Consider the following 13735-nt stretch of genomic DNA (forward strand, 5'->3'; position numbering starts at 1 on the left):
CCGCTACGCTTTGCTCCGCAGCGCGAGGGTCAACCCGGCGCTAAGCCTCGAGTTGCTCCAGCACCTTGTCCTTGGTTTCGATACCGAGGAAAAACACCGCCAGCGCCGCCACGAACGGCATGAACGGCATGAACGGCATGAACGGCACGACCGCGAGGATATAGAACGCCACGTCGAGGTCGGTTCATTGACTAGGATTCGTCATCATAGCGCGAAGCATGCGGCGAATCGGCCATGCGGTGCTATGCTTTGAGCCGGTCGATCGGCGCCGCACATCGGTGCCGCGCACTCGCCCCGCGCAGGCGCAAGGAGGCAAGGCCATGTCCGTTTCGATCCAGATTCAGGTCGCCGACTCGCATCTTTATCCGGGCTGCGCGGTGCGCATCGCGCATCTGCCGGAGCCCGCCAGAGCGGCCGGCGCGGCCGTCGCGCGCGTCGAATTCGCGGATGGCTCGGGCGCGCATGCAACCTGCCATCTGCGCGCGCACGACGAACTCGAATTGACTGTTGACGGGTATGCGACTCAAAAACGTCATCCGGTCAACGCACGGCACTGGCTATTATTAGCCGTCGATGCAACGCATCACAGCTGGCGCGTGAAGCGCAGGCTGCCGTAAGCCGACGGGGCCAGCCGGCCGCGTCGAATCCTCAACCCGGTGTCGCGCGCGCCGCTCACGGCGTCGTAGATGCGTGCGTCACGTCTACTTCGAACCGACCGATGACCGACCACGATCCTCACCTGCCGCCGAATCTGAACAACCCCGACGCCACCGATAACGCCGACGCCCCCGACGATCCCGAACGCCGCCGCATATTGACCGGCCTGGCGGCGGTCGGCTTCGGCCTCGCGCTGACCGGCTGCAAGACCGGCGAGGGCATCGCCGCTAACGCGCAGCCGCGCAGCGCCGCGGACCTGCGGCTCGACGCTGCGCTGCACGATCGGGTCAAGCATATCGTGGTGATCTACGCGGAGAATCGCAGCTTCGCAAACCTCTACGGCAACTACCCCGGTGTGCAATATCCGCTCGACGCGGTGAGCGCCGATCGCTACGTACAGCTAGACCGCGACGGCAAGACGCCGTTGCCGCGCCTGCCGGCGATCTGGGGCGGGCTCGTGCCGCAGGCGCAGGAAGTGGACGGCAAGCGCTACATGATCGGCGAAAACGATCTCGATCATCTGCGCAACCGGCCGTTTCACATCGTCGATGCGCACGGCGCCCCGCTGCCGAACGGTGTAATAACGCGCGATCTCATCCATCGCTTCTATCAGAACCAGATGCAGATCAACGCGGGGCGCAACAATCAGTTCGCCGCGTGGAGCGACTCCGGCGGCCTCGTGATGGGGCATTACCGTAGCTCCGCCGAATCGCTGCGTCTGTGGAATCTCGCGCAGCAATACACGCTGTGCGACAACTTCTTTATGGCGGCGTTCGGTGGCTCGTGGCTGAACCACATCTTCCTGATTTCGGCGCAAGCGCCGTATTACCCGGACATTCATAACAGCCCGGCGAAGAAGATGGTATCGGTCGTGGAAGGCGACGATCCGACCGGCACGCGCCTGAGAGTCGCGCCGGATTCGCCGCCGTCGGCGCTCAGCGGTCCGCCGAAATTCGTCAACGACGGCGCGTTCACCGCCGACGGCTATGCGGTGAACACGATGGCGCCGCCCTATCAGCCGAGCAGCGTGCGTCCGGCCGAGGGGAGCGACCCGGCCTTCGCGAATGCCGCGGACCCGCGCGTGCTGCCGCCGCAGCACTACGCGACGATCGGCGACCGGCTGTCGGGCAAGGGCGTCGACTGGGCGTGGTATAGCGGCGCGTGGCAGTACGCGCTCGAGCATCGGGATACCGGCGCGATGCCCGACTTCCAATACCATCATCAGCCGTTTAACTACTTCGCCAGCTATGCGCCGGGGACCGCGTCGCGCCGCCGTCATTTGCGCGACGGCGGAATGGGCAACGACGCATCGACCAACCGGATGATCGCCGACATCGACGCGGGACGTCTGCCGACCGTGACGTTCTATAAGCCGCAAGGCGACCTGAACATGCACGCCGGTTACGCGGACGTCGAATCGGGCGATCGTCATATCGCGACGCTGATCGAACATCTTCAGCGCGGCCCGCAATGGCAGAACATGGTCGTCATCGTCACCGTCGACGAGAACGGCGGCTGGTGGGATCCTGTTTCGCCACCGCTCGGCGATCGCTGGGGTCCCGGCTCGCGGATTCCCGCGCTGGTGATCTCTCCGTTCGCGAAGAAGGGCTATGTCGATCACACGGTATACGACACGAATTCGATCCTGCGTTTCATTAGCCGCGTGCATGGACTCGCGCCGCTCGATGGCGTAGCGGCGCGCGACAACGCATTCGCGAAGAATGGTCTCGCGCCGCTTGGCGATCTGACCGGAACGCTCGATCTCGCGTGAATGTTGCATCGCGCTGACCGGACCGATGTCGCTCGCGGTGTGCGTATCGAGAGAATACGGCACGCACGCCAAGGAATGCCGCGGCGCATCAAGCATCCCTGTACCTCGACACCGCATTGCGCGGCAAAATTTTTCATCTCGCGCGTCGCGCCTTTGCCTTGCATAACGCGCGGCGCCGCCTAGACTGATAAAGCACTTCGCACTTTGTACGGAACTGACATGCGACTGACCATCCTGATCAACGGTTCCGATCCCACCGTGAGCCACGATTACGCGGTGCTTTGGCTCGACACCGATGAGCACCGGTGGTCGAGAGAGGCGCATCAGGGGATCGACTTGCCCCCATGGGGCGAATTGCACGACGAAGACGGCGTGACCACGCTGTGCGCGCCCAGCGCCCATGCACCGCTTTGCACGTTGCGCGGCCTGCATGTCGATCGCAAGGAACGCGTGAGTGCCGCGCAAGGCGCCGCCGCGTGGACCGCGCTGCGCACGCACAAGCAGACGAGCGGGTTCTGGCGCCTGCAGGCGGTCGATCGCCAGAAAGTACACGCGGAAAATAGTGTGTTCGGTAATTAGGATCCAGCGCGATTTACGCGTTCAAGTACTCCCGGTCGAAACTTCCGATGCGCGCGGGGCCAATGCTCGCGCGCGTAAATGTGTGTACGCGACCGCACAATTCCGCCCGGCACGCGCTTCCGCTTAAGAGGTTCTTAAGCTTGCGTGCGTAGAGTCGGAAATCCACGCATTCGGGTCGCTGCAAAGCGGCCCATTTTTTTGCCCGCGCGAACTTACTGCGGCCATTCCGGACACTGTTCAGTCCGCCCGATCCCGCCGCCCCCTCCTCTGTTTTCATTGCCTGCATTTGCCGCGCTGATGAGGTCCCTCGATACCTGCAGCGACGCTATACTTGCGCCCCCATCCCTCGAACGACCGACATATGAAGAAGTGGTTCGCCTGTCTGTTATTCGCCGTCGCCGCTCATGCGAGCGCGGCAACGTCCTGCACGCAGTTCACGCCGAATGCGCAGTGGCCGGTTCTCACCAATCAGAAGATGGCGCCGAAAACGCGCCTGCTGTGCTATAGCGATTTCGCGGTTCTGCACTCGGGCATCACGCACGGGCCGCTGTGGTCCGCCGAGCATCTGACGCGCGAGCACATCGAAGAAGCGAAAGAGATGGTACGTACCAACAAGTTCTTCGAAGATACGCGCCTGCCCGATGGCGAAGGCGCGACGCTCGCCGACTACAAACGCAGCGGTTTCGATCGCGGTCATATGAGCCCCGCGGGCAATCGCTGGAATGAGGAAGCGATGGCGCAGTCGTTCTCGCTCGCCAATATCGTGCCGCAGAACCGTCAGAACAACCAGCGACTGTGGGCACGTATCGAAACCGCGGTGCGTAAGATCGCGCTCTCTTATGACGACACCTACGTCGTCACCGGACCGCTATTCAACGGTCAGCAATTGCAAACCATCGGACCGACGCGCGTATTGGTGCCGACGCAGTTGTACAAGGTCGTCTATGTGCCGTCGCGCCGCCTCGCATTCGCGGTGGTGGTCGATAATGTGTCGACCCATCGCTACGACATCCGGACGATTCACGAACTCGAGGCAGTATCGGGTATCCGTTTTCCGGGCATTCCGGAGAACCTGAAGGACCAGCGGCCAGGAGGACTCAAAGGTGTTTAAACCCTACTCGAACGATGATGACGTGCTCAACATTCAGGGCGACGCACTCACGCTCAGCAACGGCACAACGCGGGTCGTGCTGAATGGTACGCTGGAATTGACCTGCGATCAGCGCGGACTGAAGGCGGCCCTGGCGTTAAAGGAGGCAGTCGACGCGATTGTCGTGACCCTGCAGGCGAAGAAGAATTTGCCGGCGAAGGTGAAAGACGAGCCGGATGCGAAGCCGGGTGTCGTGCAAAATCCGTTTCAATGACGTTGATGCTCTCACCGCGACGGGCTGTTGCACTCGTCAATACGAAGTACTGTTAAAGCCCGGAAGAATCTCAGGCTGCCGAAGTTCTTCCGCCATTTCCATTTGTACTTTGCATTCGCACCGAAACTTCGATCCAGCGCGCGAACCTGTATCGGCGCTGACGCAGTAGTTACGTTTTGTCACCACAACAGCGTCAACGCCCGTATTCCGGCCCACGTTAAACCGGCAGGCTGAAATGATTCAGCCGCAACAAAGATTCGCCGGTTCAACAAGGAGTCATCTGATGAAGACGCTTTTCGCCGCTCTCGCTTCCGCTCTGCTCGTGTCCACCGCATTCGCTCAAACGGCCGCGCCGTCCACCGCGCAACCGGCGCAATCCGCGCAAATGCCAGCCACCGGTCAGGCCAACCTGAAGGCGAGCACGTCGGGACAAGCTGGCGCGACCAGCCAAAGCGCGGCCGAGACAAAGGCACCCGCCGAAGCCGCACCGAAGAAGCAGGTGAAAAAGACCGCCGCTCATACGAAGAAGACGACCCACAAGTCCAGCAAGAAAAACGCCGTCGAGACCAGCGCCGCAAAGACCAAAACGCACAGCGCGAAGGAGGCCAGCAATGCGCCGGCGAAAGCCGATGGCGCGCAAACCGGCACGACCAACACCCAATAACACGTGTCCGGTTCCGGCGCTTACCGGCCAGGCAGGTGGGGGTTCGAATAAAAGCTGATCGAAGCCGGGCTGCGCCGTTCAGGGAGGGCGAGTCATATGACTCGCCTTTTTTTTGCGGTCATGCGCTGCGCGCGAGCAGCGCGGTCAGCTCATTCGATGAAGAATCGTCAGTCATGGGACAGCATCGGTGAGCGATGATCGCTGATCGTCGGCTATCCGATGGTTTCAAATTTCGCTGTCCGCGATTATGCGGCGCGTACGAACATCGCAAGCCCGCCTTCGTCGATGACCTAACCGGTCTGCTGATCGGGCCACCGTTCCTGCTCGCGGAGGCGCTGTTCGCTTTCCGCTGACGTCCTGATGTACGCGACGCGATCGACGCACAGGCCGGCCTGGCGCATAGCCATGCAGAGCGTGCCGAACTGCATCACTGAACGACCGCGCCATTCAATCCGAAGCGAAGCGCACCAACCGCACGCTATGCAGCGCGGTCAACGCGACTGCAATCCAGATCGGCACATAGGTCGCCAATTGCGTGGCGCTCAGCGTCTCTCGCAGCAGCGTCACCGATACGAGCACGAGGAGCACCGGTTCGACGTAGCCGAGAATGCCGAACAACGCGACCGGCAGCAGACGGCTCGCCCTCAGATACGAAGCGAGCGCGACCGTACTCAGCGCACCGAGGCCCGGTAACAGCAGACACCACATGTCCACCCGGCCGGCGATCGCTTGCAGTGAGCCGCCGGCAACGATGAACACGACCGCCACCGGCAGCAGCAGCGCCATTTCCACGGTGAAGATCGCGAGCGAGTCCAGATCGATCCTGCGACGCAGCACGAAATACGGCGGATAGCCGAGCGCGACAACCAGGGTCGGCCACGAAAACGCGCCCGTTACCCACAGTTCGTGGCCCACGCCGATAGCCGCGCACGCAACCGCGAGCCACTGCAACGTGTCCAGCCGCTCGTGATAATGGAAGCGGCCGACCAGCACCATCACCAGCGGCAACAGGAAGTAGCCGAGCGACACTTCGAGCATTCGCCCGTGCAGCGGCGCCCACAGAAACAGCCATAGCTGTGTGCCGAGCAACGCTGATGCGAGCACCATCGCGACACCGAGTTTGGGCTCCGTCACCATGCGGTCAACTAGCTGACGCAGAATCGGCAGACGCTTGCGCAGCGCGACGAGCAGCAGCGCTCCAGGCGCGGTCCACACGATGCGCCACGCGAAGATGTCGAGGCCGGTCAGCGGCGTGAGCAGCGTCGCGTAAGCGGACAGTAATGCGAACATCGCGGACGCGCCGACCGACAACGCGATGCCGCGTCCGTAGTCGTTGTGGTTCATTGCGCGGACCGGCGCGTGGACCTGGCGCACGGCGTGCTCGACGGGTTCGATGCAGCTGTGGGTACGCGGATTCGCGGCGCGCCAGGCGGGCGCGCAGCTTTCCTGACAGGCGTTTCGGTCATGGAATGTGATGTCTCGAAAGCAGGCAGACGCTGCCTCATTATTTTGGGTGGCTTGCAACCGGCAGCACGAATGGCGCAAATCGGGCATTCTAGTCGGGTTGCCGGCAAACGGGGTTCGCCCTTTTTCGTCAGTCGGCGGCAATAAGTCGTGCGCATCGGGCGTCGATGCACTAGAACTTAACTTCGTGCGCCGCGGTGGGCGAACGGCATTGCGCTTCCATCGAATGTGGAATGCGGTTCGGGCCCGACTCGTTTGCGCGAATCTTGCTATGAAACTGTTGCGCGCTGCTCGATCGCGGTCCGCGGCGGCTGAGGCGGCATGACCGGGCAGCACCCACGAGCCGGCCGGCGCATGCAGTCTGAGCGGGTTTTCCGGCAGCCGCGCGAATCCACCCGCGCCACCCGCGCTTCTCGCCCACGGCATGCGTCAACCGCGCTTACCGCGCATGCCACCCCGGCAGCTATCCCGCTTATCGAATGTGACTACTGGAGCCAGCATGACCCAGCCAGCCCTATCGCTTGGCAACTCGCCTTCCGAACTACGCCGCGCCTTCGCGGCCGAGGTGCGTGCCGGCCTCACCCATACGCCACAAAAAGAGCTGCCTTCGAAGTACCTGTATGACGAAGTCGGCTCCGCGCTTTTTGAAGTGATTACTGTACTGCCCGAATACGGCGTAACGCGCGCCGAGGAACGGCTGCTCACGCAGCACGCGGTGGACATCGTCGAGCATTTGCCGCACGACGTGACCGTCGCCGAACTCGGTAGCGGCAGCGGCCGCAAAACGCGCCGCATTCTCGAAGCACTGTGTAAAAAGCGCCCCACTTCTTACTGCCCGATTGAAATTTCGCGCAGTGCATTGCAGTTGTGCCGGCGCGAACTCGGCGACATCGAGCGGATTTCGATTGTCGGCTATGAGCGCGATTATCTGGCCGGTCTCGCCGAAGTGAGCCGGCAACGCGCACCGGAAGACCGCTTGCTCGTGCTGTTTCTCGGCAGCACGATCGGCAACTTCGGCAGGTTGGCGGCCACGCGTTTTCTGCGCGATATCCGCAACATGCTCACACCCGGCGACGCGTTGCTGCTCGGCACCGACCTGATCAAGCCGACACCGGTGCTGATCGCCGCCTACGACGATGCGATCGGCGTGACGGCTTCGTTCAATCTGAATCTGCTCGCGCGCATCAATCGCGAACTCGATGGCGACTTTCCGCTCGACGCGTTCGAGCACGTCGCGCGCTTCAATCCGGACGCGCGCAGCATCGAGATGCATCTGCGCGCGAAGCGCGATCTCACCGCGCACGTGCGTGCGGCGCAGTTGTCGGTGTCGTTGAAGGAAGGCGAGACGATCTGGACGGAAAGCAGCCACAAGTATCGCGCGGAGGAACTGCCGGCGATTGCCGACGACGCCGGCTTCGTGTGCAGCCATCAGTGGATCGAGGACGAGTGGGGCTTCGCGGAAAGTTTGCTGGTGGCGCGGTAAGCGCTGAAGACAGTTCGTCGCGCGCCAGCAAGCGCGCGACGTCGCAAAAGCAGGAAAAGCTCGGAGAAGCGGCGCGCCCGCCCGTGGATGGCGCGCCGCTTTTTTACGCTGATTCAACGCGGGTCCACCGCTGATTGAGCCTCGGTTCGCGCTACCCTCGCATCGTGGTCGCGCTCAATGCTGCTCGAAACGCTCGTAGCGCTTTTCCGACAAACGCTCCTCGCCGCTCACGTCAGTGACACGCGCCGCCGGCGGCCCGTGACGCAGCCACGACAACATCCGGTCGATCTGATTGGCCGGTCCCTGCAAGGTCGCTTCGACCGACCCGTCGTCGCGATTCGCGACCCATCCCTTGATGCCTAGCGCGTGTGCCTGACGCACGGTCGCGTGGCGAAACCCGACGCCTTGCACGATGCCACGCACCCGCACGTAATAGGTTTCGATTCGCTCGTCCAGATCCGGGGCCATGCCGCTACCTCCTGTGATTCCTCACAATCTTTCAAGCCGGCATTCTAGTCGCGTCGCGGCGGCCGTGCTCCACAACCTCCGTCGATCTCACGCGCCACGTACAATCCGTCGACCGTCATGCAGGAATTGGAAACAGAATGTCCGAACAGAATCGCGATCTCGTGCTCGTGACCGGCGCGTCCGGCTTCGTCGGCTCATCAGTCGCGCGCATCGCGCAAAGCAAGGGCTTCAAGGTGCGCGTGCTCGTGCGCGCGACGAGTCCGCGCAAAAACGTCGAATCGCTCGATGCGGAAATCGTCGTCGGCGATATGCGCGATGAAGCGTCGATGCGCAATGCGCTGCGCGGCGTGCGCTATCTGCTGCACGTGGCCGCCGATTACCGGCTGTGGGCGCCCGACCCGAGCGAGATCGAGCGCTCGAATCTCGAAGGCACCGAGGCGACGATGCGCGCGGCGTTAGCAGAAGGCGTCGAGCGCATCGTCTACACGAGCAGCGTCGCGACGCTCAAGGTGACGAGTTCGGGCCAGTCCGCCGACGAAACTGCGCCGCTGACGCCCGCCCAGGCGATCGGTGTGTACAAACGCAGCAAGGTTCTTGCCGAGCGCGCGGTGGAGCGCATGATCGCCGAGCACGGGCTGCCCGCGGTAATCGTCAATCCGTCCACGCCGATTGGTCCGCGCGACGTGAAGCCGACGCCGACAGGACGCATCATCCTCGAGGCGGCGCTCGGCAAGATTCCGGCATTCGTCGATACCGGGTTGAACCTCGTGCACGTCGACGATGTCGCGGCCGGCCATTTTCTCGCACTCGAACGCGGCAAGATCGGCGAGCGTTATATCCTCGGCGGCGAAAATCTGCCGCTACAGCAGATGCTCGCGGATATCGCCGCGCTGACCGGCCGCAAGGCGCCAACGTTGAGCTTGCCGCGTTGGCCGCTGTATCCGCTCGCGATGGGTGCGGAGGCGGTCGCCAAATTGACGAAGCGCGAGCCGTTCGTCACGGTCGACGGGCTGAAGATGTCGAAGAACAAGATGTACTTCACGTCGACGAAGGCGGAGCGCGAGCTTGGCTATTGCGCGCGGCCCTATCGCGAGGGGCTCGCGGATGCGCTGGATTGGTTTCGGCAGGCGGGCTATCTGAAGCGCTGATCGCGGCGCGCTGCCGCACTGGCCGCTTCTTCAAGATCCCGCGCGGGCATGAGCATTTTGTTACAAGTCCCGCGGCGGCGACGGGTCCAAGCCCGCGCGCAGCAGGTAAAATCGCGGGTCCTACCAGAGAAACCTCGCATGAATCTTCACGAACAGCTCGGCGCATTGGAAATGGGCGTCGATCAGCTCATTCAGGCTGTCGTGGCCCCGCAGGCCGAAAACATTCCCGAGACCCCAGAGCAGATTGCGGCATCGCAGGCGGCCGAATCCGCGACCGATGCGGCGCACGTCGACACGACGCCGGCCGCACACGACACATCGGCGTCACGCGCAAGCGAACCCGCGCACACCGATCCGTCCGTCCCGCAACTGCAGCCGACGCTCGAAGTCGGCCGTCCGACACGCGACGAGATCACGATGACGATCGGCAACCAGATGGTCTCGTTTCGCCCGGAGCAGATTAGTAAGCTGATCGAGGAGCTATCGAACGCGCGCGCGTCGATGCAGCCGGAACAGCCGATGGGTGTTCCGCCGGGCTGGCAATTCGTGTCGACGAAAAATCCGGTGATGGCGGTGCAGAAACAGTCGAACGGCGATCGCCTGCTGGTGATGCGCCACACCGGCCACGGCTGGGTGCCGTTCACGTTCTCACCCGACGTCGTGATTCAGATGTACATGATGCTCAGCAACGCGTGATGCACGAACGAGCGGAACGACCAGCATGAAGAAAGCGGCCGAAGCCGCTTTTTTTACGTCCATCGGTTCCGCTAAAGACCTGCTTCAACGCTCCTGCACCGGCGCCTGCACCCGCGCCTTCCACTGCCCGCCCTTGCCACGCCAATAGCGCACTGCCGACGCGAATGTCGCGCCGACGTAGAACAGTGCGACGAGCGGCAGGAACGGCGCCCATAGCGGCGAGCGGCGATAGTACGCGAGCATCGGCGCATAAGCGCAGCACATCGCCGCCCACGCGAGCCATGCGGGCCAGCCGAGCGGCCCGAGCACCAGAGCCGCGACCGGCGGCAGCAGATAGATGATCGCCATGCCGGCGAGCGTGCCCGCTAGCAACAGCGGCGAATAGCGCAACTGCGTGAATGCGGTGCGGGCGATCATGTTCCAGATCTCACGCCAGCTATCGTAAGGACGCAGCGAAACGCTCCTGGCGGCGACGTCGAGCCGTATCGGATGACGCCCGGTGCCGCGATGCTTGATGCGCGCGGCCAGGCTGCAATCGTCGATCAACTCGGCGCGGATCGATTCGATGCCACCCGCTTCTTCGAGCGCCGCGCGGCGCACCAGCATGCAGCCGCCCGCCGCGGCCGCGGTGCGATTGCGCGGATTGTTGACCCACGCGAACGGGTACAGCTTCGCGAAGAAAAACACGAAGGCCGGGATCAGCGCTTTTTCCCAGAACGAATCGCAGCGCAGCCGCACCATCAGCGAGACGAGGTCGCGCTTTTCCGCCTCCGCGCGCGCGACCAGTTGCGTGAGGGCGTCGGCGGGATGGCCGATATCGGCGTCGGTCAGCAACAGAAAATCGGCCGGCAGGCCGAGCGTACGCACCGCCTCGATCCCCTGCGATTGCGCCCACACCTTGCCGGACCAGCCCGGCGGCAACGGCTTCGCGCTCAGCACGGTCAGCCGTTCTGCGCACTGCAACTGCAACGCGGCGGCGCGCGCGGCATCGGCGGTGCCGTCCGTGCTGTGATCGTCCACGACGATCACATGGAACGTGCCGCGATAGTCCTGCTGCAGCAACGACGTGACCGCCTCGGCGATCACGTCGACCTCATTGCGCGCCGGCACCACCGCCGCGACCGCCGGCCACTCTGCGCGCGACGCGACGTTCAGCGGCGCGGCGGGACGCGCGCGCCAGAAGCCGCCGCGCGCGAACAGCAGCACACACCAGATCAGCAGGGAAACACACGAAAGAACAAACAGAGCCGCCGCCATTAAGGCCATTAAGCTTTACCCTCGATTGAACGTGCCACCACGCCGACGCGTCTGGACAGTTGCATTGCCACGGTGCGCGCCGCCACCACGCACCAGTCGAACATCGTGAGCACCGGGCGCTCGCGAAACACGTCGTAATTCGCGCGCTCGATCCGCTCGAGATAACGCAGGCCCGCGTGCACCGCGCCAGAAAGCTCGATGCCGAGCCTGCCCGGCATGCGCAGCGCGAGCGGCGCGCCGCGTATCAGCGTGTTGCGCACGAACGCCACTTCGTGCGCCATCAGCGCGCGCCATGCGTCGTCGACGACACCGTTGGCGATGTGCGCCTCGGTCACGCCGAACCGCGTCAACTCCGCCTGCGGAAGATATACGTGCTGTCTTTTCCAGTCGTGGGCGACGTCGAGCCAGAAGCTGATGAGTTGCGACGCGGTGCAGATCGCGTCGGCGTCGGCGAGATTGTCCGGCGTGGCTGCGCCGATCAGATGCAGCATCAGATGCCCGACAGGATGCGCCGAGCGGCGGCAGTAGTCGATCAGCGCCGCGCGGTCTTCATAGCGGTGCGTGTCGATGTCTTGGGCGCAGCCGTCGAGCAAAGCGTAAAACGGCTCGAGCGGCAGTTCATATTGCGCGATCACGCCGGCCAGCTTGCCGAACAGCAGCGTATGGACCGGCGCCGCGCGCCGCTGCGCGAGCGCGTCGAGCCCGGCGCGGAAATCCGCGAGGCGGGCATGCCGCTGCCCGGCACTCCACTCGCCTTCGCCGGCAATATCGGCCGCCGTGCGCACGACCTGATAGATAATGCCGACAGGCGCGCGCAGCCTTTTTGGCAGCAGCACGCTGGCGATCGGGAAATTTTCGTTCGGATCGATATCCATCCAGCGAGCCTCGAAAACCTTTTTGTAATACGGCGTCTTGCGCATGCCGCAAGGATCGGTAGTTTAAGGGTTCCGCCAAGGCAGCGCAGCGAGCGCTCATGGTCCGACACGCCGCCGGCCGTGTCCGCGCCGTTCTCCCGGCGTTTCCGGAGGCGGCGCTGGGCATGGCATTGCGGTTGCGGCAAGCAACCAACACAGGACCGCGCCGGAAAGCAAAGCGGCCCCGATAGCGTTAGAATGCGCGTTTGGTTTTGCTGTACCGGCCGGTCGCCGGGGCTCAAGACGTCAACTAATCAAGATAAGCGCGGCGACAAGGTCGGTTCCAAGGACTTCTTCGAAACCCGCGTCTGTCGGAGTTCGCCAATTTATGCGAGTCATCCTTGCTCAGCCCCGCGGCTTTTGTGCGGGCGTTGTCCGCGCAATCGAAATCGTCGATCGTGCGTTACAGCAACACGGCTCGCCCGTGTATGTCCGGCACGAGATTGTTCACAACCGTCATGTGGTCGACAATCTGCGCCAGAAAGGCGCGCGTTTCGTCGAAGAACTCGATGAAGTACCGCAAGGCGCAGTGGCGATCTTCAGCGCGCACGGCGTCGCGCAGACCGTCGAGCGCGATGCCGAAGCGCGCGGCCTCGACGTGCTCGATGCGACCTGCCCGCTCGTCACCAAGGTTCACGTGCAAGGGCGCCAGTATGTGGCCGCCGGCCGCACGCTGATTCTGATCGGCCACGCGGGTCACCCCGAAGTGGAAGGCACGATCGGCCAGATCCCGGGCAAGGTACTGCTCGTGCAAAGCGAGGCGGAGGTTGCGAGGCTGGACCTGCCCGCTGATGCGCCGCTCGCCTACGTCACGCAGACCACGCTGTCGGTCGACGATACGCGCGGCATCATCGACGCGTTGCTGCGCCGCTTTACCGACATCGTCGGTCCGGACACGCGGGACATCTGCTACGCGACGCAGAACCGTCAGGCAGCGGTGCGCCAGTTGAGCCACCAGGTCCAAGTGCTGCTGGTGGTGGGTGCCACCAACAGTTCGAACTCGAACCGGCTGCGCGAAATCGGCAGCGAAAGCGGCGTGGCGAGCTACCTTGTCGCCGATGGCTCGGAAGTGAAGCCGGAATGGTTTGTGGGCGTCCACGCGGTCGGCATCACGGCCGGCGCGTCGGCACCCGAAGAGATGGTCACGAATGTAATCGATGCGCTGCGCGCATTGGGGCCCGTCGATGTCACGACGATGGCGGGCCGTGAAGAGAAAGTCGAATTCAAGTTGCCATCGAAACTGATGCAACCACTCGCTGCACGCGAAGTT

15 protein-coding genes and 1 pseudogene are annotated in these 13735 nt (G+C 63.5%); 11 read left to right on the forward strand and 5 right to left on the reverse strand.

The genetic code is table 11. The features are described 5' to 3' along the window. Positions 1-40 precede the first annotated feature (40 nt). Positions 41-172 (reverse strand): hypothetical protein, encoded by a 132-nt coding sequence (locus VGH68_RS02705; protein ID WP_331601963.1) that lies wholly within the window; start codon positions 170-172, stop codon positions 41-43. A 148-nt stretch (positions 173-320) separates the two neighbouring features. Here VGH68_RS02705 and VGH68_RS02710 point away from each other — a divergent pair, with 148 nt between their 5' ends. From VGH68_RS02710 to VGH68_RS30030, 7 genes and pseudogenes are all read left to right on the forward strand, one after another. Then, positions 321-617, forward strand: coding sequence for a hypothetical protein (locus tag VGH68_RS02710; protein ID WP_331601964.1), 297 nt, complete (start codon positions 321-323; stop codon positions 615-617). A 101-nt stretch (positions 618-718) separates the two neighbouring features. Then, a complete protein-coding gene (locus VGH68_RS02715) occupies positions 719-2428 on the forward strand; it encodes an acid phosphatase (RefSeq protein WP_331601965.1) in 1710 nt (569 codons plus the stop codon). A gap of 219 nt (positions 2429-2647) precedes the next feature. After that, positions 2648-3007, forward strand: a complete 360-nt coding sequence (locus VGH68_RS02720) for a DUF3564 domain-containing protein (RefSeq protein WP_331601966.1) — start codon at positions 2648-2650, stop codon at positions 3005-3007. A 361-nt stretch (positions 3008-3368) separates the two neighbouring features. After that, positions 3369-4118 carry a DNA/RNA non-specific endonuclease gene (locus VGH68_RS02725; RefSeq protein ID WP_331601967.1) on the forward strand — a complete coding sequence of 250 codons (750 nt, stop codon included), beginning with the start codon at positions 3369-3371 and terminating at the stop codon, positions 4116-4118. Further along, a complete protein-coding gene (locus tag VGH68_RS02730; RefSeq protein WP_331601968.1) occupies positions 4111-4371 on the forward strand; it encodes a hypothetical protein in 261 nt (86 codons plus the stop codon). Before VGH68_RS02725 ends, VGH68_RS02730 begins: the two co-directional genes overlap by 8 nt. A 283-nt stretch (positions 4372-4654) precedes the next feature. After that, positions 4655-5035, forward strand: coding sequence for a hypothetical protein (locus tag VGH68_RS02735; RefSeq protein ID WP_331601969.1), 381 nt, complete (start codon positions 4655-4657; stop codon positions 5033-5035). Between the two features lie 254 nt (positions 5036-5289). Beyond that, positions 5290-5469, forward strand: a pseudogene (locus tag VGH68_RS30030) (hypothetical protein); the annotation flags it as partial. Positions 5470-5482: 13 nt separating this feature from the next. On the opposite strand, the gene rarD reads toward VGH68_RS30030, so the two are convergent. Beyond that, the gene (gene rarD, locus VGH68_RS02740; protein ID WP_331601970.1) at positions 5483-6379 is read right to left on the reverse strand and encodes an EamA family transporter RarD; all 897 of its coding nucleotides are present in this window, start codon (positions 6377-6379) and stop codon (positions 5483-5485) included. Positions 6380-6998: 619 nt separating this feature from the next. On the opposite strand from rarD, the gene egtD reads away from it, so the two are divergent. After that, entirely contained in the window at positions 6999-7982 is a 984-nt protein-coding gene (gene egtD / locus VGH68_RS02745; protein ID WP_331601971.1) for an L-histidine N(alpha)-methyltransferase, read from the forward strand. A 174-nt stretch (positions 7983-8156) separates the two neighbouring features. On the opposite strand, the gene VGH68_RS02750 is transcribed toward egtD, so the two are convergent. After that, the gene (locus VGH68_RS02750; protein ID WP_331601972.1) at positions 8157-8450 is read right to left on the reverse strand and encodes an acylphosphatase; all 294 of its coding nucleotides are present in this window, start codon (positions 8448-8450) and stop codon (positions 8157-8159) included. Positions 8451-8587: 137 nt separating this feature from the next. Here VGH68_RS02750 and hpnA point away from each other — a divergent pair, with 137 nt between their 5' ends. Together hpnA and VGH68_RS02760 are read left to right on the forward strand one after the other, a co-directional pair. Further along, the gene (gene hpnA / locus VGH68_RS02755; protein ID WP_331601973.1) at positions 8588-9598 is read left to right on the forward strand and encodes a hopanoid-associated sugar epimerase; all 1011 of its coding nucleotides are present in this window, start codon (positions 8588-8590) and stop codon (positions 9596-9598) included. Between the two features lie 138 nt (positions 9599-9736). Further along, entirely contained in the window at positions 9737-10294 is a 558-nt protein-coding gene (locus tag VGH68_RS02760; protein WP_331601974.1) for a hypothetical protein, read from the forward strand. Positions 10295-10378: 84 nt separating this feature from the next. On the opposite strand, the gene VGH68_RS02765 is transcribed toward VGH68_RS02760, so the two are convergent. After that, entirely contained in the window at positions 10379-11551 is a 1173-nt protein-coding gene (locus VGH68_RS02765) for a glycosyltransferase (RefSeq protein ID WP_331601977.1), read from the reverse strand. A gap of 8 nt (positions 11552-11559) precedes the next feature. After that, positions 11560-12426, reverse strand: a complete 867-nt coding sequence (hpnC, locus tag VGH68_RS02770; RefSeq protein ID WP_331601975.1) for a squalene synthase HpnC — start codon at positions 12424-12426, stop codon at positions 11560-11562. A 367-nt stretch (positions 12427-12793) separates the two neighbouring features. Here hpnC and ispH point away from each other — a divergent pair. Then, positions 12794-13735 (forward strand): 4-hydroxy-3-methylbut-2-enyl diphosphate reductase (gene ispH / locus VGH68_RS02775; RefSeq protein WP_331601976.1); only part of this gene is annotated, 942 nt, incomplete at its 3' end.

Source organism: Paraburkholderia sp., from assembly GCF_036488505.1.
Lineage (GTDB): Bacteria > Pseudomonadota > Gammaproteobacteria > Burkholderiales > Burkholderiaceae > Paraburkholderia.

Bases quoted from the DNA above. Each gene is read 5' to 3' on its own strand.
- VGH68_RS02765 (WP_331601977.1), bottom strand. From the start codon at position 11,551: ATGGCGGCGGCTCTGTTTGTTCTTTCGTGTGTTTCCCTGCTGATCTGG.
- hpnC (WP_331601975.1), bottom strand. From the start codon at position 12,426: ATGGATATCGATCCGAACGAAAATTTCCCGATCGCCAGCGTGCTGCTG.
- VGH68_RS02760 (WP_331601974.1), top strand. From the start codon at position 9,737: ATGAATCTTCACGAACAGCTCGGCGCATTGGAAATGGGCGTCGATCAG.
- hpnA (WP_331601973.1), top strand. From the start codon at position 8,588: ATGTCCGAACAGAATCGCGATCTCGTGCTCGTGACCGGCGCGTCCGGC.
- VGH68_RS02725 (WP_331601967.1), top strand. From the start codon at position 3,369: ATGAAGAAGTGGTTCGCCTGTCTGTTATTCGCCGTCGCCGCTCATGCG.
- VGH68_RS02715 (WP_331601965.1), top strand. From the start codon at position 719: ATGACCGACCACGATCCTCACCTGCCGCCGAATCTGAACAACCCCGAC.
- rarD (WP_331601970.1), bottom strand. From the start codon at position 6,379: ATGAACCACAACGACTACGGACGCGGCATCGCGTTGTCGGTCGGCGCG.
- VGH68_RS02710 (WP_331601964.1), top strand. From the start codon at position 321: ATGTCCGTTTCGATCCAGATTCAGGTCGCCGACTCGCATCTTTATCCG.
- VGH68_RS02750 (WP_331601972.1), bottom strand. From the start codon at position 8,450: ATGGCCCCGGATCTGGACGAGCGAATCGAAACCTATTACGTGCGGGTG.
- VGH68_RS02720 (WP_331601966.1), top strand. From the start codon at position 2,648: ATGCGACTGACCATCCTGATCAACGGTTCCGATCCCACCGTGAGCCAC.
- egtD (WP_331601971.1), top strand. From the start codon at position 6,999: ATGACCCAGCCAGCCCTATCGCTTGGCAACTCGCCTTCCGAACTACGC.
- VGH68_RS02735 (WP_331601969.1), top strand. From the start codon at position 4,655: ATGAAGACGCTTTTCGCCGCTCTCGCTTCCGCTCTGCTCGTGTCCACC.